This window comes from Mumia quercus, from assembly GCF_025506335.1.
Lineage (GTDB): Bacteria > Actinomycetota > Actinomycetes > Propionibacteriales > Nocardioidaceae > Mumia > Mumia quercus.
Genome location: NZ_JANZYO010000001.1, coordinates 292113 through 315281 on the forward strand (window position 1 = coordinate 292113; position 23169 = coordinate 315281).

Here is a 23169-nt window from a genome sequence, read left to right on the forward strand (position 1 = left end):
CCCCTCTCGGTCGTGGGTGAGCCCACCATACGGCCCCCGGCGGGGCAGCACCCGCGACGTAGACTCGAAGTACGCCAGGAGGTGAGAGATGAGCAAAGCGTTGATCGACCTCGATCCTCAGGAGACCCGCGAGCTCCTAGGGACCGCCCGCGTGGGGCACCTCGCGTACCACTCGACCCGAGGCGTCGACATCGCGCCGGTCAACTACAGCTTGGGCGAGGGCGTCATCTACATCCGGACGGTGGTGGAGGGCACGCTGGCCGCGCTCGCCAAGGAGCACCAGGAGGTCGCCTTCCTGGTGACCTACTTCGACCGGTTGTCGCAGACGGGCTGGAGCGTGAAGGTCCGGGGCACGGTCAGCCTCGTCGACGAGGACATCGAGGTCCCGGACTTCGAGCCGAAGCCCTGGCCCGGCATGCCGAGCACGGTGCTGCTCCGCCTTCCCATCGAAGAGATCACCGGCCGCAGGGTCACCTGACGCCGCGGGCGCAGTCTCAGCTGCTCACGACGACCGCGAGCGTGCCTGCGGCGACGGCCAGCGGAGCCAGGACGAGACCTTGGCCGACGACCTGCCGCCACCCCGGCTGGTCCGAGGGGTCCCCGTGACGGCGGACCTGCCGCCACCACAGCAGCGTCGCGAGGGAACCCCACGGTGTGATCAGCGGCCCCGCGTTGACCGCGACGAGCAGGGTGGCCGTACGGGCGGCGTCGTCCAGCGCCACCGGCCCTAGGGCCAGGAAGGCCGGGAGGTTGTTGAGCCCGTTGGCCGCCAGCGCTCCGACGAAGGCGAGCTGGGCGAGGTCGGCGGGCCCGGCACCCGTCCCCGCCACGTCGCCGGCGAGGTCGGCGAGGCCGTGCGCGTGCGCACCGGCGACCACGACGAAGAGTCCCGCCACGGTGAGGAGCATCGGCCACGGGACGAGGTCGGCGAGCGGGACGACAAGACTGTGGCGCCGCAGGAGGACGGCGGTGCCGAGCACCAGCGTGCCGAGGGTGGCGACGAGCGCGTAGTCCTGGCCGAGGACGAACCCGGCGACCATGACCACCGTGACGACGGCCGCGGCCCTGAGGAGCACCGGATCCTCCGGGCGGGGCCCGGGCTCGGCCACGAAGCGGCCCCCGATCCCGCGGCGGTAGAGGACGGCGAGGACCAGCAGGGTCGTCACGAGGACCGCGAGGGCAGGAAGGGCCATCACGGCGAGGTAGCTCGATCCCTCGCGCGCGAGGTCGGGTGCGGCGAGCAGGTTCGTCAGGTTCGAGACCGGCAGGAGCAGCGACGCCGTGTTGGACAGGGCGAGCACCGTCATCGCGAGGGGGAGCGCCGCTGCTCCGGTGCGGCGCGCCATCGCCACGACCACCGGCGTGAGCAGGACGGCCGTGGTGTCGAGGGAGAGCGTCACCGTGCAGAGCGTCGCCAGCGCGGCGACGGAGAGCCACAGGAGGATCCGGCGCCCCGTGGCCACGCGTACGGCCACGCCGGCAGCGGCGTCGAACAGCCCGCTGACGGCGCAGAGCTCGGCGTACGCGGTGATCGCGACGACGAAGACCAGCACCGGTCCGGTGCGCGCGGCGAGCGCGAGGGCGTCCTCGCGCGGGAGCCACCCGGTCACGATCACGAGGGTGGCCACCGCGATCACGAGGAGGTGCCGGACTTTCACCGGTCAAGGGTAGGGAGTCGGCGCGAACATGAGGGCTGCCTCATGTCTGGGATCGGATCGTGTGACAGTCTTGTCAGGTGCCAGCTCCGAGCGTCTCGTACTCCATCACCATCCGGCTCGAGGTCCCGGCAGGGGGCTCGGCCGTGAGCGACCTGACCACCGTCGTCGAGAAGGCCGGGGGCGTCGTGACGGCGCTCGACGTGACCGGGTCCCACACCGAGGTCCTCCGGATCGACCTCACGGTCGCGACGTCCGACACCGACCACGCCGACCGGATCGTCGACGCGCTGAAGGCGATCGGCGACGCCGACGTCAAGAAGGTCTCCGACCGGACGTTCCTCATGCACCTCGGCGGCGTGATCGAGGTCGCGACGAAGCACCCGCTGCGCACCCGTGACGACCTGTCGATGATCTACACCCCCGGCGTCGCGCGGATCTCCCAGGCCATCGCCCGTGACAAGGAGGATGCGCGGCGTCTGACGGTCAAGCGCAACGCCGTCGCGGTCGTCACCGACGGGTCTGCCGTCCTCGGACTGGGCAACATCGGTCCGCACGCGGCCCTGCCGGTGATGGAGGGCAAGGCGGCGCTGTTCAAGACCTTCGCCGACATCGACGCGTGGCCGCTGTGCCTCGACACCCACGACGTCGACTCGATCGTCGAGACCGTGGCCGCGATCTCGCCGGGCTTCGCGGGGATCAACCTCGAGGACATCGCCGCGCCGAAGTGCTTCGAGATCGAGGACCGGCTGCGCGCCCGCCTCGACATCCCGGTGTTCCACGACGACCAGCACGGCACCGCGATCGTCGCGCTGGCCGCGTTGCGCAACGCCCTCCGCGTCGTCGGCAAGGACCTCGCGGACGTACGGATCGTCATGTCCGGTGCCGGCGCTGCCGGCACCGCGATCCTCAAGCTCGTCCTGGAGGCCGGGGCGCGCGACGTGGTGGTGTGCGACATCGACGGCGTCGTGTGCCTCGACCGGCCCGCCCTGGCGGGGCAGCTCGCCTGGATCGCCGAGCACACCAACCCGCGCGGGACTTCGGGGACGCTGCACGACGTGATCGGCGGTGCCGACGTCTTCATCGGGGTCTCCGCGCCCGACGTCCTGTCGGTCGAGGACGTCGAGGCGATGAACGAGGGCGCGATCGTGTTCGCGCTGGCGAACCCGACGCCGGAGATCGACCCGGGGCTCGCGCGCGCCCACGCCGCCGTGGTGGCGACGGGGCGTTCGGACTACCCCAACCAGATCAACAACGTGCTCGCGTTCCCCGGCGTGTTCCGCGGCCTGCTGGACGCGCAGAGCCACGGCATCGGCACCGACGTCCTGCTCGCGGCGTCGGAGGCGATCGCCGCGACTGTCTCCGACGACGAGCTCAACGCGAACTACATCATCCCGAGCGTCTTCCACCCCGACGTGCACGACCGCGTCGCCGAGGCCGTCCGGGAGGCCGCCGCGCCGCCGCGGTGACCGCCTGGGTCAGCGCAGGCCCAGCCCCGGCTCGTGCGGGAGCGGCGGCCACGTCGCGCCCGAGGCGATCGCGGCGTCGATCCGAGCGGCGACGTCGTCGGGCCACGGCACCGTACGCCGCTGCTCCAGGCTGACGTGGCCCTCGACGAACTCGAAGGTGTTGGCCAGCGCGCCCGTGGTGGCGTTGAAGAGCGCCTGGATCCCGTGCACGAGCTTCGCCGAGCGCGTCAGGAACCGGACGTACACGGCCATGTCCTGACCCACCAGGACCTCGTCGAGGTAGCGGATGCGGTGGTCGATGCTGAAGACGCTGAGCCCGCGTGCGTCCCGGTAGGCGTCGTCGACGCCGAGCGCCTCGAACGCGCGGTCGGCCGCGCGCGCGTGCACGTCGAAGTAGTGCCGGATGTTGACGTGGCCGTTCTCGTCCTCGAACTCCGGCGGGACCGTGAGGACCAGGCTCGGCTCGACACCGGCGAGGTCCGCGACCTGCAGCACGCCGCTCACGCGCGTCGGGGGAACTGGGTGAAGTCGGGCTTGCGCTTCTCCTTGTACGCCTCGCGGCCCTCCTTGGCCTCGTCGTTGCCGTAGAACAGCAGGTTCGTGTCGTGCGCGAGCTGCTGCAGCCCGGCGTACCCGTCCTCGGCGGCGTGGAAGCTGGCCTTCATCAGGCGCAGCGCGTACGGCGAGAGCGCGAGCATCTCGCGGCACCACTTCACCGTCTCGGTCTCGAGGTCCTCGAGCGGGACGACGGCGTTGACCATGCCCATGTCGAGCGCCTGCTGGGCGTCGTACTGGCGGCAGAGGAACCAGATCTCCTTGGCCTTCTTCATGCCGACCAGCTGCGAGAGCGAGCTCGCGCCGAAGCCGCCGTCGAACGAGCCGACCTTCGGGCCGACCTGGCCGAAGCGCGCGTTGTCGGCGGCGATCGTGAGGTCGGCGACGACGTGGAGCACGTGGCCGCCGCCGATCGCCCAGCCGGCCACCATCGCGACGATCGGCTTGGGGCAGCGGCGCATCTGGACGTGCAGGTCGGTCACGTGGAAACGGCCGGTCGCGCCGGCGTCGGTCTTGTAGCCCGAGTCGCCGCGGACGCGCTGGTCGCCGCCGGAGCAGAACGCCTTGTCGCCGGCGCCGGTGAGGATGATGACGCCGACCGACTCGTCCTCGCGCGCCACGGTGAGGGCGTCGGAGATCTCGATGATCGTCTGCGGCCGGAAGGCGTTGTGCACCTCGGGGCGGTTGATCGTGATCTTGGCGATGCCGTCGTCCGTGGTCTCGTACCGGATGTCGGAGTAGTCGCCGACGGAGTTCCAGACGGTGGGGGTCGAGTCAGTCATGGGGCCATTGTCCACGGGCCGCCGATCGGGTCCGGAGGGGCGACGCCTTGACATTAATTCGAGACTCGTACTAAACAGGGTGACGTGGCTCACACTCTTGTCGTCGGCATCGACTCGTCGACCACCGCGACCAAGGCCGTCCTGGTGGACCCGGCAGACGGCCAGGTCCTCGACCGGCGCGCCGTACGCCACCCGGCCGGGACGGCCGTCGACCCGCGCCACTGGCTCAAGGCGTGCGACGACGCCGTCGGCGACTGGCTCGGACGGGCCGGTGCGGTCGCGGTCGCCGGCCAGCAGCACGGGATGGTCGCGCTGGACGGCGCCGACGAGCCCGTTCATGACGCCCTCCTGTGGAACGACACCCGGTCGGCGCAGGCTGCCCGCGACCTGGTCGACGAGATGGGCGGCCCGCAGGCGTGCGCCGACGCCGTCGGCAGCGTGCTCGTCGCCTCGTTCACCGCGACCAAGCTGCGGTGGCTGCGCGACCACCGTCCCGACGCCGCCGCCCGGGTGGAGCGGGTGATGCTTCCGCACGACTTCGTGTCGTGGCACCTCACGGGGCGGGCGACCGAGCCGTTCACCGACCGCGGCGACGCGTCGGGCACCGGCTACTTCGACGCTCGTCGCACGGTGTGGCGCCACGACCTCGCCGAGCGTGCGCTGGGACGCCCGGTCGCCCTGCCCAGGGTCGTCGAAGACGGCGCGGCGGCGTACGAGGCGGCGGCGTACGAGGACGGGGCAGGTCTCGTCCTCGCCGGCGGTACGGGCGACAACATGGGCGCGGCGCTCGGGCTGGCGCTGCTGCCCGGTGACATCGCGGTCTCGATCGGCACCTCCGGCGTCGCGAGCGCCGTCTCGACCACCCCGGTGGCAGACGGGACGGGGGCGGTGACCGGGTTCGCCGACGCGACCGGCCGCTACCTGCCGATGGCCACGACGATGAACGCGGCCGGCATCCTCGACCTCCACGCCCGCCTGCTCGGTGTCGACCACGCCGAGCTGGGTCGGCTGGCCCTCGCGTCGTCGCCCGGCGCCGGCGGGTTGACCGTCCTTCCTTACTACGGGGGCGAGCGGACGCCCGACCGCCCCGACGCGACCGGGACCTGGACCGGCATGACGCCGGCGACGTCTCGAGAGGACGTCGCGCGGGCCGCCGTCGAGGCGCTGCTGTGTGCGCTCGCCGACGCCGTCGACCTGGTCCGCAGCCGTACCGGCGAGACCGAGGGGCGCGTGCTGCTGATCGGCGGCGCCACGGCGAACCCGGCCGTCCGCGCGCTCGCACCGGCCGTCCTCGGCACCCCCGTCCACCTGCCCGTCCCGGCCGAGTACGTCGCGCTCGGCGCTGCACGCCAGGCGGCGTGGGCGCGCGCCGGGACCGACGCTCCGCCCGACTGGCCGTCGGCGGGCACCCAGGTGCTCGAAGCCGACCCGACCCCGGCCGTACGCGGGGCGTACGCCGACCTGCGTGACCGTACGGGCGCGTGGACCCGAACCGAGAGGACATCATGACCATCCCCACACCCATCCCCGAGGCCACCCCTGCGGACAAGTTCTCCTTCGGCCTGTGGACCGTCGCCTATCCGGGCCGTGACCCGTTCGGCGATCCGACCCGTGGCGAGATGGACCCGGTCCACGCCTTGGAGCGGCTCGCCGACCTCGGGGCGTACGGCGTGAACTTCCACGACGACGACCTGATCCCGTTCGGCTCCGACGACGCGACCCGCCAGCGGATCGTCGAGCGCTGGAAGAAGGGCCTCGCCGACACCGGCCTCGTCGTCACCACCGCCACGACCAACCTCTTCACCCACCCGGTCTTCAAGGACGGCGGCTTCACCTCGAACGACCGCGACGTCCGCCGCTTCGCGATCCGCAAGGTCATGCGCAACATCGACCTCGCCGCCGAGCTCGGGGCGAAGGTGTACGTGTGCTGGGGTGGTCGCGAGGGCGCCGAGTCGGGGGCGTCGAAGGACGTCGCGGCGGCGCTGGACCGCTACCGGGAGGCGTTCAACGTCCTCGGTGAGTTCGTGCACGACCGCGGGTACGACCTCAAGTTCGCGATCGAGCCGAAGCCGAACGAGCCCCGCGGTGACATCCTCCTTCCCACGATCGGGCACGCGCTCGCGTTCATCGAGACGCTCGACCGGTCGGAGAACGTCGGCGTGAACCCCGAGGTCGGGCACGAGGAGATGGCGGGGATGAACGCGGCGCACGGTTACGCGCAGGCGCTCTGGCACGGCAAGCTCTTCCACATCGACCTCAACGGCCAGCACGGTCCGCGCTACGACCAGGACCTGCGCTTCGGTGCGGGCAACGCGCGTGGTGCGTTCTGGGTGGTCGACGCGCTCGAGACCGGGGGGTACGACGGCCCAGTGCACTTCGACTTCAAGACACCGCGGACCGAGGACGAGGACGGGGTGTGGGTCGCGGCCGCAGCGTGCATGACGAACTACCTCGTGCTGCGTGACAAGGTGCGGGCGTTCCGGGCCGACCCCGAGGTCCAGGCCGCCCTCGAGACCGCCCGGCTGCCCGAGCTCGCGGTGCCGACGCTCGACGACGGCGAAGGGTGGCGCGAGCTGGAGCAGGCCGAGCTCGCCGACCCCGAGCAGCTCGCTGCCCGCGGTGCCGCGTTCGAGCACCTCGACCAGCTCGCCCTCGAGCACCTGTACGGCGTGCGCGGGTGAACCTCGTCGCCACCGAGGACCTGCGTCGCCGCAACACCGCGGCCGTCCTGCGGAGCCTCCGGCACGAGGGGCCGGCCACGCGTACGGAGCTGGCCCGACGTACTGGGCTCGCGAAGGCGACCGTCGGGACGATCGTCGGCACCCTCGCCGACGGCGGGCACGTGCAGGAGGTCGACGCCACCCCGGGGATGCGCGGCCGGCCGGGGCGCCCGGTGATCCTCACCGGCTCTGCCGTCGTCGGGCTCGGGCTGGAGGTCAACGTCGACTACGTGTCCGCGGTCGCCGTCGACCTCGGCGGGGCCGTGCGGCTCGAGGAGACCGTGCCTGCCGAAGGGCGGGACCCGTACGCCGTGCTCGTCGATCTCGCGCGGACGGTCGAGGCGACACTTGCCGGCCGCGGTGCCGACGTCGTCGGTGCGACGGTGGCGGTGCCCGGTCTCGTCGACCAGGCGCGCGGCGTCGTCGCGATGGCGCCGAACCTTCGGTGGGAGAGACGTCCGCTGGCCCGCGACCTCGCGGCGGTGACGGGTCTCGACGTCACCGTGGAGAACGACGCCAACTGCGCCGCGCTGGCCGAGGCGCGCCGGGGTGCGACGGTGGGGCTCGGCCAGTCGGTGTACGTCACCGGGACGGTCGGGATCGGCGCAGGCGTCATCAGCGGCGGCGTGATCGTCCGGGGCACGTCGGGGTTCGCCGGGGAGGTCGGGCACATCCCGCTGGGCGACCCCGCCGCGCTGTGCGGCTGCGGGCGGCGGGGGTGCTGGGAGGCGTCCGTGGGGTTGCGGGCTCTCCTCGCCGCTGCGGGCGTCGACGAGCGCGGCACCCCGCTGGAGTCAGCTCACGCGATCGCGGCACGGGCGGCCGACGACGCCGCCGTCGCGGCCGCCTTGGCGGGTGTCGGGGAGGTCCTCGGGCGGGGACTCGCGACCGTCGCCAACATCCTCGACCCCGACGCTGTCGTCCTCGGTGGCTGCTTCGTCCCGCTCGCGCCGTACCTGATCCCCTCGGCCACGCGTACGGCGCAGTCCCGCCTGACGTCGGCTCCGTACGCCCCGCTCGACCTGCGGCTGAGCACCCTCGGCCTCGGCGCCGCCGCTGCCGGCGCGGCCGAGGAAGCGCTGACCGCCGTCTTCACCGGCGCCCGCGCCCTCTGACCCGCCCCCGCCCCGCCCCGCGCCGCGGTTTGCCACGCCAGCGTGGGAAGTCGTGGTTGGCGTGGCAACCGCGGCGTCCGTACGAGGGTTTGCCACGCCGGCGTGGCAAACCGTGCGCCCCGCCCCCGCCCCGCCCGCGGTTTGGCGCGCCAGCGTGGGAAGTCGTGGTTGGCGTGGCAACCACGGCGTCCGTACGAGGGTTTGGCACGCCAGCGTGGCAAACCGTCCGGGCAGAACGGTGCGGCGAGCCGTGCGGCGCGGGACCGCCCGCCTCAGGCGCTGGCGCGGGAGCGGCGCTCGATGAGGGCGTCGACGGAGCGGGGGGAGAGCACGTCCTCGAGCACCATGGCGGCCGCGCCGACGAGCGCCTCGCGTCCGTGCAGCGGCGAGCTGACGATGCGCAGCTGGTGCGTGGCGAGGGGGAGGGAACGCCGGTAGACGACCTCGCGGATGCCGGCAAGGAGGTACTCCCCGGTCGCCGACATCGAGCCGCCGACCACCACGACGGACGGGTTGAGCAGGCTCACGCACGTCGCGAGCACGCTGCCGATCGCGCGTCCCGCCTCGCGTACGGCGCGGACCGCCTCGACCTCGCCGCGCTCGACGGCCGCGACGACGTCCTGCGGCGACTCGATGGTGAGGCCGCTCTCGCTGAGCTCCTTCGCGATCGCCGGCCCCGCGGCGACGGCCTCCAGGCAGCCGAGGTTGCCGCACCGGCAGGCGACGTCCTCGCCGCGCCCGGACACCTGCACGTGGCCCAGGTCGCCGGCGGACCCGAGCGCCCCGCGGACGAGCCGCCGGTTGGAGATGATCCCCGAGCCGATGCCGGTGGCCACCTTCACGTACAGGAGGTCGCTCGTCTCCGGCCAGCGGGTCGTGTGCTCGCCGAGCGCCATGACGTTGACGTCGTTGTCGACGAGCACCGGGACGGGGAACGTCACGCCGAGGTACGCAGGGATGTCGAAGTCGTGCCAGCCGGGCATGATCGGCGGGTTCGCGGGGCGCCCTGTCGAGTGCTCGACGGGACCGGGGACCCCGACGCCGATCCCAGCCACCGCGTCGGGGGTGAGCCCCTGGTTGGCGAGCAGGCGCCGCGCCAGTCCTGTGACGCGGTCGAGCACGGGCTTCGGCCCCTCGGTGATGTCGCTCGACACGGTGACCTCGTCGAGGACCTCGCCCGCGAGGTCGACGATCGCGACCGCGGCGTGGCTCGCTCCCAGGTCCACCGCCAGCACGGCGTACGAGGCGGCGTTGAGCGCGAACCTCAGCGGCGGACGGCCGCCGGTCGACGCCGCTTCGCCGACGGGGACGAGAAGGCCGGCGGACAGCAGCAGGTCCAGGCGGGCCGACACCGTCGAACGTGCCAGCGACGTGAGCTCGGCGATCTCGGCCTTGGTCCGCGCCCGCCCGTCGCGCATCAGCTGGAAGACCTCGCGGGCTGCAGTCGGCGTGCTCGTCTGCGGCGCGGGCGAATCCATGAAAAGTAGTCTCCCATGCCTACTTCTGTCGTCAAGTCTGACAGAACCATGTCGACCGGAATCAGACTTTTGCTTGACCACCGTCATTACGTGTGACTAGCATCACGCGCATGTCCGAGCCGCTGCTCCAGCTCACCGGGATCGTCAAGACGTTCCCCGGGGTGCGTGCCCTCGACGGCGTCGACCTCACGCTGCGCGCGGGGGAGGTGCACTGCCTTCTCGGGCAGAACGGCGCTGGCAAGTCGACGCTGATCAAGGTGCTCTCCGGGGCGCACGCCGTGGACGAGGGGGAGATCCGCCTCGACGGCGAGCCGGTCTCGTTCGGTGATCCGCAGGCGGCGCTCGACGCCGGGATCGCCACGATCTACCAGGAGCTCGACCTCGTCGACGGGCTCAGCGTGGCCGACAACATCTTCCTCGGCCACGAGAAGACGCGCCTCGGCTTCGCTCGGGTCGCCGACACCCGCCGCGCCGCGCGCGAGCTGCTCACGTCGCTGGGCCACCCCGAGATCAGGCCGGCGCGTGAGATCGGCAGCCTGTCGGCGGCCGGCAAGCAGATCGTCTCGGTGGCCCGCGCGCTGTCGCGCCGTGCTCGCCTGATCGTGATGGACGAGCCGTCTGCGGTGCTCGACCCGGACGAGGTCGAGGGCCTCTTCCGGGTGATCGAGGGCCTCCGAGCGTCCGGCAAGGCGATCCTCTACATCTCCCACCGCCTCGAGGAGATCCGCCGCATCGGCGACCGTCTGACGGTGCTGAAGGACGGCCGCACGGTGGCCGCCGATCTCTCCGCGCGCGACACACCGACGTCGGAGCTGGTCGCGCTCATGACCGGCCGCGAGGTCTCCGCAGAGTTCCCTCGGCGCACCGAACCGGTCCCCGAGGCGCCGCCGCTCCTCGTGGTCGACGGGCTCGGGCGCGACGGCGAGTTCGAGGACGTGTCCTTCTCCGTACGACCGGGCGAGATCGTCGGTCTCGCCGGCTTGGTCGGCGCCGGGCGCAGCGAGATCGTCGAGACGGTGTACGGCGCCCGCAGGGCGCACCGGGGTTCGGTGACGGTGGACGGGCGCGCCCTGCGACGCGGCTCGGTCGACGCTGCCGTGGCCGCCGGCCTCGGGCTGTGCCCGGAGGAGCGCAAGTCGCAGGGCCTGGTCCTCGACGAGGTCGTCTCCCGCAACATCTCGCTGGCGAGCCTGACGCGGTTCTCCCGGCTGGGCGCGACCCGCGACGCTGCCGAGCGTGCGGCCGCCCACGAGGCGGCCCGCTCCGTCGACGTACGACCCGACGATCCCGACCGGGTCACGCGCACGCTCTCAGGGGGCAACCAGCAGAAGGTGGTCCTCGCGCGCTGGCTGCTCCGGTCGTGCCGCGTCCTCCTCCTCGACGAGCCGACCCGTGGTGTGGACGTCGGTGCCCGCAGCGAGATCTACGCCCTCATCCGCTCCCTCGCCGACGACGGCCTGGCGGTGGTGGTGGTCTCCAGCGACATCGACGAGGTCCTCGGCCTCTCCGACCGCGTCCTCGTCGTCGCCGACGGGCGGGTCGTCCACGCCGCGGCGTCGGACTCGCTCGACGCCCACGCGGTGCTCGACCTGATCCTCGCGACCCACGAGGCGGCCGACGACCACACCGCCGCCCACGACCCGAAAGGTGATGCCGCGTGAGTACCTCCTCGGTCACAGGGAGCACGAAGCCGGCGACGGCACACCCTCAGAAGCGCGCGCGATCGCTCGGCGTCGCCCGCAACCTCGGACTCGTCGTCGCGCTGGTGCTGCTGTGCGTCGTCGGGCTGGTCACGGCCGGCGACCGGTTCGCCAGCACCAACAACGTCATCACCGTCCTCAGCCTCGCCTCGGCGATCGGCGTGGTCGCCATCGGCATGACCTTCGTGATCACCGGCGGCGGCATCGACCTGTCGGTCGGGGCGATCGTGGCCCTGGCGTCGGTGTGGGCGTCGACGACGGGGACGCAGGCGATGGCAGAGAACGTCGGCTGGATCGTCATCGTCACCACGGCGATCGCCGTCGGCATCGCGTGCGGCGTGATCAACGGCGTCCTCATCGCCTACGGCAAGATCGTCCCGTTCATCGCGACGCTGGCGATGCTGGCCAGCGCCCGCGGGCTCGCCGAGATCCTCGCTGACCGCAAGACGCAGATCATCCGCGACCAGGGGTTCCGCGACGCGCTCGGCGCGCGGCCGTTCGGCGTCCCGGTGATCGTCTTCCTCTTCGCCCTGGTCGTGATCGCCGGGTGGTTCCTGCTCAACCGCACGACGTTCGGACGCCGGACGTTCGCCGTCGGCGGCAATACCGAGGCCGCCCGTCTGGCGGGCATCAAGGTCCAGCGGCACACCGTCTACCTGTACGCGCTGCTGGGCGCGACGTGCGGCCTGGCCGCCGTGATGCTCATGTCGCGCACGCAGACCGGATCGTCGACCCACGGCCTGATGTGGGAGCTCGACGCGATCGCGGCCGTCGTCATCGGCGGCACGCTCCTGAGCGGCGGACGCGGCACCGTCGTCGGGACGCTGCTCGGGGTCCTGATCTTCACCACCCTCACCAACGTCTTCACGCTCAACAACCTGTCGACGTCCGTCCAGGCCGTCGCCAAGGGCGTGATCATCGTCGTCGCTGTGCTCCTCCAGCAGCGGCTGGCGAACCGCACCACCTAACCCACCGAGGAGACGGCATGTCCACCACCACCCCGCGCCGACGACTGTTGGCGATCGGCGGAGCGTTCGCGTCCGCCGCCCTGGTCCTGTCCGCGTGCACGAACAGCTCCGACGACGACGGTGGCGACAACGCCGCGAACGCCGGCGCCGCGGACAACGCCGAGTCGGGCGAGACCGTACGCATCGGCTTCTCGGCGCCGGCCGCCGACCACGGCTGGATGGCGGCCATCACGGATGCCGCCCTCGAGCAGGCCGACGCGTTCGACGACGTCGAGCTGATCCACGCCGAAGGCACGAACGACGTGAACTTGCAGATCTCGCAGGTCGAGACCTTCATCAACGACAAGGTCGACGCGATCGTGCTGCTGCCGTTCGACGGGGCGGCGATGACCGACGTGGCGACCCGCGCGATGGAGGCGGGCATCCCGGTGATCAACGTCGACCGCGAGTTCGACTCGCCGTTCGCGGCACGGACGACCGTGCTGGGTGACAACTACGGCATGGGCGTCTCGGCGGGGACGTACATCTGCGAGCAGGCCGACGGCGACACCGGGGCGGTGGTCGCGGAGATCGCAGGCATCGACTCGCTGCCGTTGACCCAGGACCGTTCGCGGGGGTTCAAGGACGCGCTGGCCGACTGCGGTCTGAAGGTGTCGAACCGGGTCGCCGCCGAGTTCACCGTCGAGACCGGCGAGCGCGCCGCCGCCAACCTGCTCCAGGCGGCACCGAAGATCGACTTCCTCTGGAACCACGACGACGACCAGGGCGTCGGCGTCATGGCGGCGATCGAGAACGCCGGACGCGACGAGTTCGTCATGGTCGGCGGTGCGGGGTCGGCCAACGTGATGCGGTCGATCGAGGCGGACGACACCGTCCTGAAGGCGACCGTCATCTACCCGTCGACCCAGGGCGCGGACGGCATCAAGCTCGCCCGGCTGATCGCCCAGGGTCGGTCCATGTCCGACCTCGCCGAGGTCGAGGTGCCGAGGGTCGTCCAGCTCGCGGCGCCGACCGTGACGAAGGAGAACGTCGACCAGTACATGGACTCGGCCTTCGAGTCCTGACGGATGAGCCCGATGACAGAAACCTCACGTGAGCTCGGCGTCGGGCAGGTCGGCTACGCCTTCATGGGTGCGGCGCACTCACAGGCGTGGCGGACCGCCCCGTCGTTCTTCGACCTGCCGCTCGCCCCGCGGCTGCGCGCCCTGTGCGGGCGTGATGCCGCGGCGGCGGGCGCCGTCGCCGACCGCTTCGGCTGGGAGTCCGTGGAGACCGACTGGCGGTCGCTGGTCGCGCGCGACGACATCGACCTGATCGACATCTGCACTCCTGGCAGTACCCACGTGGAGATCGCGGTCGCGGCGCTGCGGGCGGGCAAGCACGTCTTGTGCGAGAAGCCGCTGGCCAACACGGTCGAGGAGGCCGAGCAGATGGCCGACGCGGCTGCCGAGGCGTCGGCGCGCGGGGTGTACGCGATGGTCGGTTTCACCTACCGCCGTACGCCCGCGCTCTCGCTCGCGCGTCAGCTGGTCACGGACGGGCGTCTCGGGACGATCCGGCACGTCCGTGCGCAGTACCTCCAGGACTGGCTCGTCGACCCCGACACCCCCCTCAGCTGGCGCCTCGACAAGGCGCAAGCAGGCTCCGGTGCGCTGGGCGACATCGGCGCGCACCTCGTCGACGCGGCGCACTTCCTGACCGGCTCCACGATCAGCTCGGTCAGCGGCGTCCTGCAGACGTTCGTCGACACCAGGCCGGTCGCGGGGGAGCACGGCACGCTCGGCGGCAGCGGGAGCGCCGACGCCGAGCGCGGCCCGGTGACGGTCGACGACGCCGCGGCGTTCACCGCCCGGTTCGACAACGGCGCCTTGGGGGTCTTCGAGGCGACACGTTTCGCGACCGGGCGCAAGAACGCGATGCGTCTGGAGGTCAGCGGGTCGGACGGGGCGATCGCGTTCGACTTCGAGGAGATGAACCTCCTTCAGTTCTACGACGCCACCGAGCCGGCCGAGACCGCCGGCTTCCGCCGGATCGTCGTCACCGAGCCCACGCACCCGTACGCGGGCGCGTGGTGGCCGCCGGGGCACGGCCTCGGGTACGAGCACGGCTTCACCCACCAGGTCGTCGACCTCGTCCGGGCGATCGCCGCCGGCGAGCAGCCCTCTCCGTCCTTCGCCGACGGGCTCGCCGTCCAGCGGGTCCTGGCGGCGGTGGAGGCGAGCGCGCTCGACGACTCCCGTCAGCACCGAGTCTCCCAGCAAGGAGAAGCACCATGACGCGACCGATCACGCTGTTCACCGGCCAGTGGGCCGACCTGCCGTTCGAGGAGGTGGCGCGGCTCGCGGCCGGCTGGGGCTACGACGGTCTCGAGATCGCCTGCTGGGGTGACCACTTCGACCCATGGGCGGCGGTCGAGGAGGACGACTACGTCCAGTCCAAGCGCGACGTGCTCGACAAGTACGGGCTCCAGGTCTTCGCGATCTCGAACCATCTCAAGGGCCAGGCGGTGTGCGACGACCCGATCGACGCACGCCACCGTGACATCCTGCCCGACCGGATCTGGGGGGACGGCGACCCCGAGGGCGTACGCCGGCGGGCGGCCGAGGAGATGAAGAACACCGCCCGTGCGGCCCGCATGCTGGGGGTGGACACGGTCGTCGGGTTCACGGGCTCGTCCATCTGGAAGTACGTCGCGATGTTCCCGCCAGCGTCGGAAGCGCTCGTCGACGCCGGGTACGAGGACTTCGCGGACCGATGGAACCCGATCCTCGACGTCTTCGACGCCGAGGGTGTGCGCTTCGCCCACGAGGTCCACCCCAGCGAGATCGCGTACGACTACTGGACCACGGTGCGCGCCCTCGAGGCGATCGGTCACCGGGAGGCGTTCGGTCTCAACTGGGACCCGTCGCACTTCGTCTGGCAGGACCTCGACCCGCTCGGGTTCCTGTGGGACTTCCGCGACCGGATCTACCACGTCGACTGCAAGGACGCGAAGAAGCAGGTCGGCAACGGGCGCAACGGTCGGCTCGGTTCGCACCTGCCGTGGGCCGACCCGCGACGTGGCTGGGACTTCGTGTCGACGGGACGTGGTGACGTCCCGTGGGAGGCGTGCTTCCGGATGCTCAACACGATCGGGTACGACGGGCCGGTGTCGATCGAGTGGGAGGACGCCGGCATGGACCGACTCCTCGGCGCCCCCGAGGCGCTGGCCTTCGTCAAGGCGAACCTCTTCGACGCCCCGACGGCAGCCTTCGACGCGGCGTTCAGCACGAAGGACTGACGGCGCAGCCGCGTGGTGGGGGGGGGGGGGGGGGGCCCCCCCCCCCCCCCCCCCCCCCCCCCCCCCACCCCCCCCCGCCCCCCCCCCCCCCGCCAGGCTGTGTAGCGCGCCCCGGGGGGGGGGGGGGGGGGGGGGGCGCCCCCCCCCCCCCCCCCCCCCCGCACCGTCGTCTCAGCGGCGCTTGACGACCACGATCCGGATCGGCTTGGAACGGCTCGGCTTGGTGGTCTTCGACCCCTTGTACGTCACCGTGATGCGGTGCCTGCCCTTCTTGAGTCGGGGCAGCGTGACGCGCTTGCGGCCGCTGGCACCGACCCGCACCTTCTTGAGCACGCGCTTCCCGTCCTTGACGACGAGCACCCCACCGGGCTTGGCCTTGCCTGCGGCGCGGACCCGGACCCGTACGGCTGCCCGCTTCTTCGTCGTGATGCGGTGCTTGCCGACGAGCGTGGCCTTCGTGGTCGTCGTGGCCCTTGCCGCCGGGGGCGTCGGGGTCGGCGTCGGGGCCGGTCGCGGCGCGAGCGCGGCGACGAAGGCGTCGGCGATCTTCTGGTGGCCGACGTCGTTGGCGTGGATGTCGGCGTTGCTGCACATCCACGTCCACGTGCAGATGCGGGCCACGCTGAGCGGGACCTTCTCCGGGAACGGCGGGAGGTCCACCAGCGTCGTCGTGTCGTTCGAGGCGAACGCGCCGGCGACGTCGGCCGTCGCGAATCCGTTCTTGGCATTCGCGTCTGTGAGGGTCTTGTTGAGCGCCTGGGCGACGCCGACCGACAGCTCGGCGAGCGGCTTGTTGCCCGAGACCCAGCCCGCGAGGAACGGGTTGTAGTAGGTCATCCCGACGTAGCGCGGCTTCGATCCGCCGGCGCTGCGCAGCGCGGCGTCGATGGCGGACACGTCGGTCCCGACCGACTGGATCCGCTTGGTGAGGCACGTCAGCATGTCGTCGCCGTCGGCGCCGTTCGGCACGCACGGGTGCACGTCGTTGGCGCCGATGCCGACCGTCACGTACGCGACCTGGCCGCGGTGCTCGTTCAGGAACGCGACCGCCTGAGCGAGCTGGGTCCCCTCCTCGTACGTGCATGCCCCGGGGTTGCCGTTGGCGTGGCTCCCGGTGAGCACCGAGCGGGCGGTCGCTCCGGCACACCCGAGGGCCACATGCTGGAGCGTCGGTTCGGACTTCTTGAGCTGCTCGTAGAGGCGGCCCGTGTACGCGGTCTCGGGCTCGTCCGTACGCGAGTCCGGTTGCCAACCGGTTGCGAGCGAGTCACCGAGCGAGACATAGTACGTCGGTCCCGGCGCTGCCGCGTGGGTAGGTGCAGCGGCAGCGAGGCCGCTGACGGTGAGGCCGCACGCCGCCACAACGGCAGCGGCCCGGCGTGAGATGGACACGATCGGTTCTCCCTCCGACTGGTGAGAGCACCCTAGGCCGGAAGGTGTCGCGCGTCACAACAGGGCCGGTGCGGGGCGGCGTGCCATCCCCCGACTGGCGCGCCGCCCTGAGGTCATCATGTGACCGGCCTGTGGTGGTCGCGCACCCTTTTGCTGAATCGCGTCGAAAGTCCCCAGGTGGGCTAGACGACCACGAGCTTCGATCCGTCGGGTGCGTGCTCGGACATCGCCACGCTGCGGATCGCCGGGTCCTCGTACGTGTTCCAGTAGTAGGTCGTCGTCCGCGCCGAGAAGAGCCCGGTGTAGATCGTCTTCTCGAACTCGCCCGAGTCCATGGCGGCGCATCCGTCGACCATCGCCACCTGCTGGAGGGTGTGGAAGGCGCGGCTGACGTTCTCCTCCTCGCTCGTCTTGTCCGGGTAGTGGGCGTTGACGTAGGCGGCGCGCACGAAGCGCGACGGCGAGTAGTAGTCGCCGGGGATCCCTCGCATGTGGGACCCCGAACCGAACGGGACCAGGTGCGCGCGCCGGAGCTCGAGCTCCTTGGGGAACTCCGGCGAGGTGTTGAGGTAGTTGCGCAGGTTCTCGTGGTGCCACGTGAACCCGGGCTGGTTGGTCAGCACGTCGACGTCGTCGTCGAAGACCTGCGTACCCTCGCTGGTCGCCTCCACCACGATGGCGCGGTTCGCGTCGCCGATGATCCAGTGCAACAGCGAGCTCGGGTACTTCTCGTTGATCGGCTTGTCGACGACGACGACGTCACCGAGCGCAGCCTCGACCTCGTCCACGCTGGCGAACTGGGAGGCCACCCACAGCGGGAACTCGAACGCAGCGACGTTCGTGGCGCCCTCCACCGGCTCCTTCTTGTACTCGGCGTATCCCGGGAAGTTGAGCCCGGCGACGGCCAGACCGGCGTCGTTGCCGCAGTCGAAGTAGAGCGGGGTGTCCTCCTCGACGATCCCCATGCCGATGACGGCGTGCCGGATCTCGGGCACCGCGCCGAACGGCGACCTCGTCGCATAACCGGTCGGCGTCACCACCACACGTTCGCCGTACCCGGCCGTCCAGTCGAGGTTGCGTGCGAGATAGAGGTTGTCGCCGCCGTCGGAGAACCTGATGCCTGTGCACATGTCTGACCCCTTGCCGCCGCCCGGGACCGGGTGGCTCGTTCCATCATCACTCCGTGTGCCGTGATCGGCACGCCGACGCTGCTCGACGACCGCCCGGTGGAGCCGATGCCGGGGTGGTCCGGTTGGATATCGCCACCACCACATCCGTCGTCGTCGCACGGTGGACGATCTCAAGGAGCCTGATGACGTCATCGCGTCTGCCCCGCGTCGCGGTCTTGGCGGTGAGCCTCGCCCTCGCTGCGGGTCTGCTGGGGGGCCAGGGTCCGGCAGCAGCCGCGGCGGCCGATCCCGCCGCCGCAGCGGCCGCGCGCCTGCGTGCCGACGCCACGCGGTCGCTGACGGCAGAGGAAGGCGCCGACGCGACGCTCGAGTTCGCCGGTGCGCAGCGTGGTGCCATCGACAACCCGACCGTGTCCGGTGACGACAGCGTGGACGCGGCCGCGCGCAAGCACCTGTCGCGGTACGGGCGGGCGTTCGGGAAGGGCGTCACCCCTCCGAACCTCGTACGGACTGGCACCTTCCGGAACGCCGCCGGCCAGGACGTGGTCCGCTACAAGCAGGAGATCGAGGGCCTCCCGGTCTTCGGCGGCGAGGTCGTGGTGTCCCTGCGGAAGGACCGGCAGCTCGGCTCGATCGCCGCCGAGACGTCTGACATCACGACGGTCCCCGCGACCGACGTCACCGAGCGCGAGGCGGCCGTGATCGCCCGCGGCGCCGTCACCAAGGGCGTCGACGGTCGCGTCGACGTCGAGTCGGCCGGTCGGTGGATCGTCGACCCGGCCTTGTCGGGCCTGCCGTCGATCACCGGGACCCGCGTCGCATGGCGCTTCGAGGTCTCGGACGGGGCAGCGGTGCGGCGGATGGTCCTCGTCGACGCCGGTACGGGGCAGGTCCTCGCCGAGGTCGATCTGCTCGCGCACCTGGACCGTGTCATCTGCGACAACGACAACGTCCGGCGCGCGACGGTGGAGTCGTGCACGACAGACTTCGCGCGCGTCGAGGGGCAGCCGGCGACGGGACAGCATGACGTCGACTCGGCCTACGAGCATGTCGCGGCGACGTCCGACTTCTACGAGCAGATCGGCGGGCCGGACCTGACCGCGCTTCTCGGCGTCGACGTCGGGGGCCGACAGAAGCTCGCGTCCACCGTCCGGTTCTGCTCCACCGCTTCCACCTACTGCCCCCACCTCGATGCGTTCTGGAACGGCGAGCAGACCGTCTTCGGCGAGGGGTTCGCCGGCGCGGACGACGTCGTCGCCCACGAGCTCACCCACGGGGTCATCGAGAAGTCGTCGGCGCTGTTCCCCTGGGGGCAGTCGGGCGCGATCAACGAGTCGATGGCCGACGTCATGGGCGAGATCGTCGACCGTCGCCACGACGTCGAGGGCGACGACCCCGACAGCTGGACGCTCGGGGAGGACCTCCCCATCGGTGAGCTCCGTGACCTCGCGGACCCGACTCAGCTCGGTGACCCGGACAAGATGACGAGCAGCAGGTGGTACACCGACCTCGGTGTGGTCCCGTACGGAGACCGGGGTGGCATCCACTTCAACAGCGGCGTCGGCAACAAGACGTTCTTCCTGATCTCCCAGGGCGGGACCTTCAACGGGCGCACGGTCACGGGGATCGACGGAGACGACGCCACGCTGACCAAGTCCGCCATGCTGTACCTCGGCACCCTGTTCTCCCTCACCTCCGGATCCGACTACGCCGACCTCGGCCGTACCCTCGTCCAGACCTGCCACGACTTCGTCGTGGCCGGGGCGCCGGGCATGACGGCATCGGACTGCCTGCAGGTCCAGGCCGCGACCGAGGCCACCGAGCTGGCGCTCGCCCCGGCGTTCGCCCCCGTGGTGAAGGACGCGAGCGCGACCTGTCCGGCCGGCACCACTAAGCGGGTCCTTCTCGACGGCGAGTCGGGTGACCCGCAGGCGACCTTCACCGCAGGGGCGCTGTGGGGTCGCGCCCCGCGGTTCGCCCCGGCGAACGCGATCTCGGGGACGGGATCATGGTTCGGGAAGGACCCGGACCCGACCCTCGGCGACCCGTACCAGTCGTCGTTGACCGCGACCGACAGACTGACGGTGCCGACCGGTCAGAAGACCTACCTGCACTTCCAGCAGTGGCGCGTGTTCGAGTGGACACCGGCAGCGACCCCGAGGCACTGGGACGGCGGAACGCTCGAGATCGACACCGGCACGGCCGCGCCGACAGGCACGGCGGACCTCGAGTGGGTCAACGGTCCTGAAGACGTCCTCGACAACGACCCGTCGGCCCCGAACCCGTCGGCGGGCCTGACGGCGTTCGCGGGTGACAGCTTCGGCTGGATCGGCAGCCGCCTCGATCTGTCGACGTTCGCGGGGAAGCAGATCCGTCCGACGTTCACCGTCCGCGGAGATGCGCGGTCCTCCTACGTTGGCTGGTATCTCGACGACATCGTCGTCTACACGTGCGACGTCCCGGCGGTGGTCACGAACGTGACCCTGCCGAAGGTCAGCGGCACCGGACGGTTCCCGGACGCGCTCGCCGCCACCGCAGGTACGTGGGTGCCCGCAGCGGGCACGCGTACGTTCCAGTGGCTGAGGAACGGGGCTCCGATCACGAACGCGACCCGGGCGACGTACCAGGTCACGACCGCTGACCTCGGCAAGAACCTCACCGTACGCGTCACTGCGGTCTCGCCCGGCTACTCGGCCCGGGCCGTGACGAGCGCGCCGGTGACGATCCGACCAGGGCGCCTGGCGACCGCCCAGCCCACGATCCGCGGGAAGGCCCGCGTCGGGAAGGTCCTGGTCGTCCGACCTGGCAGCTGGGGGAGCGGTGTTCGTCTCCGCCAGCAGTGGTATCGCAACGGGAAGGCCATCCGTGGCGCGACCGCGAAGAAGTACCGGCTCACCCGCAAGGACCGCGGGAAGCGGCTCTCGGTGAGGGTGACCGCCACGAAGGCCGGGTACGCCACCGCATCCCGGACCTCGGCCAAGACCGCCAAGGTCAGACGGTGACCTCACGGATCTGCACGAGCACTCTCCGGCACCGTGGCGACGGCTGCTGCGGCGGCGTCCGCAGGCAGGGCCGAGCGCACGCCCCACTCGAACATCACGAGCGCGAAGCCGGCGACGAGGACCATGTCGAGTCCGGAAGGCAACAGCTCTAGGCCGCCGCCGAACCTGCCGACGAGGGTCAGCACCAGCAGGCCCGCGTAGTAGGGGCCGAGCCACACGACCGACCGGATCGCCAGCGACCGGCGCAGCGCCGGGTCCCGGATCACCCGCCACGCCAGCACTACAGCGCCGGCCGCGATGGGGATGGTCAGCTTGATCATCGTGTCCCAGCCGGTCCAGTAGACGATCAGGCTGACCACGATGAAGGCGACCCGCGCCAGGACCGGTAGTCCGCGGATGCGGAACGGCCGGGCGCGGTCAGGGACCTGTCGCCGCAGCGCGACGACGGTGATCGGGCCCAGGCACATCGACAGCACGATCGCGCCGGAGTTGAAGGAGAGGAGCTCCGACCAGCCGTCGCGGAACGCGAGGAGCAGCAGCAGCCCGACGGCGAGGTTCAGCAGCATCGCGCGGAGAGGGACGCCGTGGCGCGAGAAGGCCGACACCGCGCGCGGGAAGAGCCCGTTCTGTGCGATCGCGACGGCCAACCGTCCGGTGGAGGCCGTGGAGACCAGCCCTGCGCCGAACGGACCGAGAACGGCGTCGGCGAGCACCAACTTCGCGAGCAACGCCATGCCCAGGCCGGTGAGGATCGCGTAGAGCGGGCCGTTGGCCCCACCGCGCTCGAGGGCGCCCCAGCCGCCCTCGAGCTCGGCAGGGTCGACCGCGCCGACGAACCCAAGCTGGAGGGCCGTGAAGAGCACGGTGCAGATGAGGATGCCCCCGACGAGGGCGATCGGGATGGTCCGCTGTGGACGCCGGGCCTCTCCCGCGAGGTCGAGGGCGTGCCGGAAGCCGAGGAAGGCGAAGACGACCCCGCCCGTCGTCAGAGCGTTCAGGACGCCCATGAGTCCCTCGGGTGCGAAGCCCGTCTCCCGGATCGGGGCCGAGGAGAAGTGGGTCAGCAGCGCGAGGGTGACGGCGATCGGGATGAGGAGCTTGACCCAGGTCAGGGCCGTGTTGACCCGCGTGAAGAGCGCGACTCCGTAAGCGTTGAGCGCGGTGAACGCGACAAGGACGAGGGTGGCGGCACCGATCCCCGGGAGGCTGAGCGCGCTCTCGCCGCCCGATGGGGTCTCTGCGACGAACAGCCAGTCGAAGGCGGCCTCGTTGCTCGCGTACTCGAGCATCGCCTGCGTCTCGATCGGCGCCGCTGTCACGTATCCCACCCAGGCCACCCACCCGATCGCGATGCCGACGCCCGGTCCGTGGCTGAAGGTCGGCAGGCGCGCCAGGCCGCCGACGACCGGGAGCATGGCGGACACCTCGGCGAAGACGAGCACCACGGTGATGAGCAACAGTCCCGCGAGCGGCCACGCGAGGATCGCCGCGGGCCCCGCCTGCTGGGCAGCGAACAGCGGGGCGAACAGCAACCCGGACCCGACGACACCGCCGACGACGACGAAGGTCAACCCGAGCGGTCCGACCGACCGGCGAGGTGCCTGCGGCGCAACCATCACACTCGACGGTATCCAGACCGGGCGGCCTCGGCACGGCGGAGACGACGGGCTTTGTCGCCATCCCCCGGTGTTGCTGCATACTGGCGCCCAGGGTGAGGAGAGCGTCGGACCTCCGTCCCCTGGGCCTCTAGCTCAATTGGCAGAGCAACGGACTTTTAATCCGTGGGTTGTGGGTTCGAGTCCCACGGGGCCTACTCCAGGACGCGCGGGAACTCGTGGATTTCGCCACGCGACCCCCCTCAGCGGCATACGGTGCTCCCATCCCGCCCTTCCCAGGAGCTGAGCCCATGCTGCCCTTGTCTGG

Annotated in this window: 18 protein-coding genes and 1 tRNA gene; 12 read left to right on the top strand and 7 right to left on the bottom strand. The window is 71.4% G+C overall.

Annotated elements, in window-relative coordinates:
- Nucleotides 1-88: 88 nt before the first annotated feature.
- Nucleotides 89-478 (top strand): pyridoxamine 5'-phosphate oxidase family protein, encoded by a 390-nt coding sequence (locus tag NYZ95_RS01390; protein WP_262847969.1) that lies wholly within the window; start codon nucleotides 89-91, stop codon nucleotides 476-478.
- A gap of 16 nt (nucleotides 479-494) precedes the next feature.
- Here NYZ95_RS01390 and NYZ95_RS01395 read toward each other — a convergent pair whose 3' ends face one another.
- Nucleotides 495-1658 carry an SLC13 family permease gene (locus NYZ95_RS01395; protein ID WP_262847971.1) on the bottom strand — a complete coding sequence of 388 codons (1164 nt, stop codon included), beginning with the start codon at nucleotides 1656-1658 and terminating at the stop codon, nucleotides 495-497.
- A gap of 77 nt (nucleotides 1659-1735) precedes the next feature.
- On the opposite strand from NYZ95_RS01395, the gene NYZ95_RS01400 reads away from it, so the two are divergent.
- Nucleotides 1736-3124 carry an NAD-dependent malic enzyme gene (locus tag NYZ95_RS01400; protein WP_262847973.1) on the top strand — a complete coding sequence of 463 codons (1389 nt, stop codon included), beginning with the start codon at nucleotides 1736-1738 and terminating at the stop codon, nucleotides 3122-3124.
- A gap of 9 nt (nucleotides 3125-3133) precedes the next feature.
- On the opposite strand, the gene NYZ95_RS01405 is transcribed toward NYZ95_RS01400, so the two are convergent.
- Together NYZ95_RS01405 and menB are read right to left on the bottom strand one after the other, a co-directional pair.
- Nucleotides 3134-3628, bottom strand: a complete 495-nt coding sequence (locus tag NYZ95_RS01405) for a thioesterase family protein (protein ID WP_262847975.1) — start codon at nucleotides 3626-3628, stop codon at nucleotides 3134-3136.
- A complete protein-coding gene (gene menB / locus NYZ95_RS01410; RefSeq protein ID WP_262847977.1) occupies nucleotides 3625-4461 on the bottom strand; it encodes a 1,4-dihydroxy-2-naphthoyl-CoA synthase in 837 nt (278 codons plus the stop codon). Before menB ends, NYZ95_RS01405 begins: the two co-directional genes overlap by 4 nt.
- A gap of 84 nt (nucleotides 4462-4545) precedes the next feature.
- On the opposite strand from menB, the gene xylB reads away from it, so the two are divergent.
- The 3 genes from xylB to NYZ95_RS01425 are packed head-to-tail and all read left to right on the top strand — an operon-like array spanning nucleotide 4546 to nucleotide 8296.
- Entirely contained in the window at nucleotides 4546-5970 is a 1425-nt protein-coding gene (xylB, locus tag NYZ95_RS01415) for a xylulokinase (protein ID WP_262847979.1), read from the top strand.
- Complete coding sequence (gene xylA / locus NYZ95_RS01420; RefSeq protein ID WP_262847980.1) at nucleotides 5967-7142, top strand: xylose isomerase; 1176 nt, start codon at nucleotides 5967-5969, stop codon at nucleotides 7140-7142. The genes xylB and xylA overlap by 4 nt, the downstream gene beginning before the upstream one ends.
- Nucleotides 7139-8296, top strand: a complete 1158-nt coding sequence (locus NYZ95_RS01425; RefSeq protein ID WP_262847982.1) for an ROK family transcriptional regulator — start codon at nucleotides 7139-7141, stop codon at nucleotides 8294-8296. The genes xylA and NYZ95_RS01425 overlap by 4 nt, the downstream gene beginning before the upstream one ends.
- A gap of 272 nt (nucleotides 8297-8568) precedes the next feature.
- Here NYZ95_RS01425 and NYZ95_RS01430 read toward each other — a convergent pair whose 3' ends face one another.
- Complete coding sequence (locus tag NYZ95_RS01430) at nucleotides 8569-9774, bottom strand: ROK family protein (protein WP_262847984.1); 1206 nt, start codon at nucleotides 9772-9774, stop codon at nucleotides 8569-8571.
- Between the two features lie 110 nt (nucleotides 9775-9884).
- On the opposite strand from NYZ95_RS01430, the gene NYZ95_RS01435 reads away from it, so the two are divergent.
- The 5 genes from NYZ95_RS01435 to NYZ95_RS01455 are packed head-to-tail and all read left to right on the top strand — an operon-like array spanning nucleotide 9885 to nucleotide 15722.
- Nucleotides 9885-11435, top strand: a complete 1551-nt coding sequence (locus tag NYZ95_RS01435) for a sugar ABC transporter ATP-binding protein (RefSeq protein ID WP_262847986.1) — start codon at nucleotides 9885-9887, stop codon at nucleotides 11433-11435.
- Nucleotides 11432-12442 carry an ABC transporter permease gene (locus tag NYZ95_RS01440; RefSeq protein ID WP_262847987.1) on the top strand — a complete coding sequence of 337 codons (1011 nt, stop codon included), beginning with the start codon at nucleotides 11432-11434 and terminating at the stop codon, nucleotides 12440-12442. The genes NYZ95_RS01435 and NYZ95_RS01440 overlap by 4 nt, the downstream gene beginning before the upstream one ends.
- A gap of 17 nt (nucleotides 12443-12459) precedes the next feature.
- Nucleotides 12460-13506, top strand: coding sequence for a substrate-binding domain-containing protein (locus NYZ95_RS01445; RefSeq protein ID WP_262847989.1), 1047 nt, complete (start codon nucleotides 12460-12462; stop codon nucleotides 13504-13506).
- Nucleotides 13507-13518: 12 nt separating this feature from the next.
- The gene (locus tag NYZ95_RS01450; RefSeq protein WP_262847991.1) at nucleotides 13519-14718 is read left to right on the top strand and encodes a Gfo/Idh/MocA family protein; all 1200 of its coding nucleotides are present in this window, start codon (nucleotides 13519-13521) and stop codon (nucleotides 14716-14718) included.
- Nucleotides 14715-15722, top strand: coding sequence for a sugar phosphate isomerase/epimerase family protein (locus NYZ95_RS01455; RefSeq protein WP_262847993.1), 1008 nt, complete (start codon nucleotides 14715-14717; stop codon nucleotides 15720-15722). The genes NYZ95_RS01450 and NYZ95_RS01455 overlap by 4 nt, the downstream gene beginning before the upstream one ends.
- Before the next feature lie 171 nt (nucleotides 15723-15893).
- Here NYZ95_RS01455 and NYZ95_RS01460 read toward each other — a convergent pair whose 3' ends face one another.
- Nucleotides 15894-17114: an SGNH/GDSL hydrolase family protein gene (locus tag NYZ95_RS01460; protein ID WP_262847995.1), complete on the bottom strand. Its 1221-nt coding sequence runs from the start codon at nucleotides 17112-17114 to the stop codon at nucleotides 15894-15896.
- Between the two features lie 182 nt (nucleotides 17115-17296).
- A complete protein-coding gene (bsh, locus tag NYZ95_RS01465) occupies nucleotides 17297-18244 on the bottom strand; it encodes a choloylglycine hydrolase (RefSeq protein ID WP_262847997.1) in 948 nt (315 codons plus the stop codon).
- 182 nt (nucleotides 18245-18426) lie between these two features.
- Here bsh and NYZ95_RS01470 point away from each other — a divergent pair, with 182 nt between their 5' ends.
- Complete coding sequence (locus tag NYZ95_RS01470) at nucleotides 18427-21246, top strand: M4 family metallopeptidase (protein ID WP_262847998.1); 2820 nt, start codon at nucleotides 18427-18429, stop codon at nucleotides 21244-21246.
- Between the two features lie 2 nt (nucleotides 21247-21248).
- Here NYZ95_RS01470 and NYZ95_RS01475 read toward each other — a convergent pair whose 3' ends face one another.
- A complete protein-coding gene (locus tag NYZ95_RS01475) occupies nucleotides 21249-22862 on the bottom strand; it encodes an APC family permease (protein ID WP_262848000.1) in 1614 nt (537 codons plus the stop codon).
- Between the two features lie 124 nt (nucleotides 22863-22986).
- Here NYZ95_RS01475 and NYZ95_RS01480 point away from each other — a divergent pair.
- Nucleotides 22987-23059, top strand: a tRNA-Lys gene (locus NYZ95_RS01480).
- The last annotated feature ends 110 nt before the right edge of the window (nucleotides 23060-23169 follow it).

Bases quoted from the DNA above. Each gene is read 5' to 3' on its own strand.
- menB (WP_262847977.1), bottom strand. From the start codon at position 4,461: ATGACTGACTCGACCCCCACCGTCTGGAACTCCGTCGGCGACTACTCC.
- NYZ95_RS01470 (WP_262847998.1), top strand. From the start codon at position 18,427: ATGACGTCATCGCGTCTGCCCCGCGTCGCGGTCTTGGCGGTGAGCCTC.
- NYZ95_RS01435 (WP_262847986.1), top strand. From the start codon at position 9,885: ATGTCCGAGCCGCTGCTCCAGCTCACCGGGATCGTCAAGACGTTCCCC.
- NYZ95_RS01445 (WP_262847989.1), top strand. From the start codon at position 12,460: ATGTCCACCACCACCCCGCGCCGACGACTGTTGGCGATCGGCGGAGCG.
- NYZ95_RS01390 (WP_262847969.1), top strand. From the start codon at position 89: ATGAGCAAAGCGTTGATCGACCTCGATCCTCAGGAGACCCGCGAGCTC.
- xylA (WP_262847980.1), top strand. From the start codon at position 5,967: ATGACCATCCCCACACCCATCCCCGAGGCCACCCCTGCGGACAAGTTC.
- bsh (WP_262847997.1), bottom strand. From the start codon at position 18,244: ATGTGCACAGGCATCAGGTTCTCCGACGGCGGCGACAACCTCTATCTC.
- NYZ95_RS01430 (WP_262847984.1), bottom strand. From the start codon at position 9,774: ATGGATTCGCCCGCGCCGCAGACGAGCACGCCGACTGCAGCCCGCGAG.
- NYZ95_RS01450 (WP_262847991.1), top strand. From the start codon at position 13,519: ATGACAGAAACCTCACGTGAGCTCGGCGTCGGGCAGGTCGGCTACGCC.
- NYZ95_RS01475 (WP_262848000.1), bottom strand. From the start codon at position 22,862: ATGGTTGCGCCGCAGGCACCTCGCCGGTCGGTCGGACCGCTCGGGTTG.
- NYZ95_RS01455 (WP_262847993.1), top strand. From the start codon at position 14,715: ATGACGCGACCGATCACGCTGTTCACCGGCCAGTGGGCCGACCTGCCG.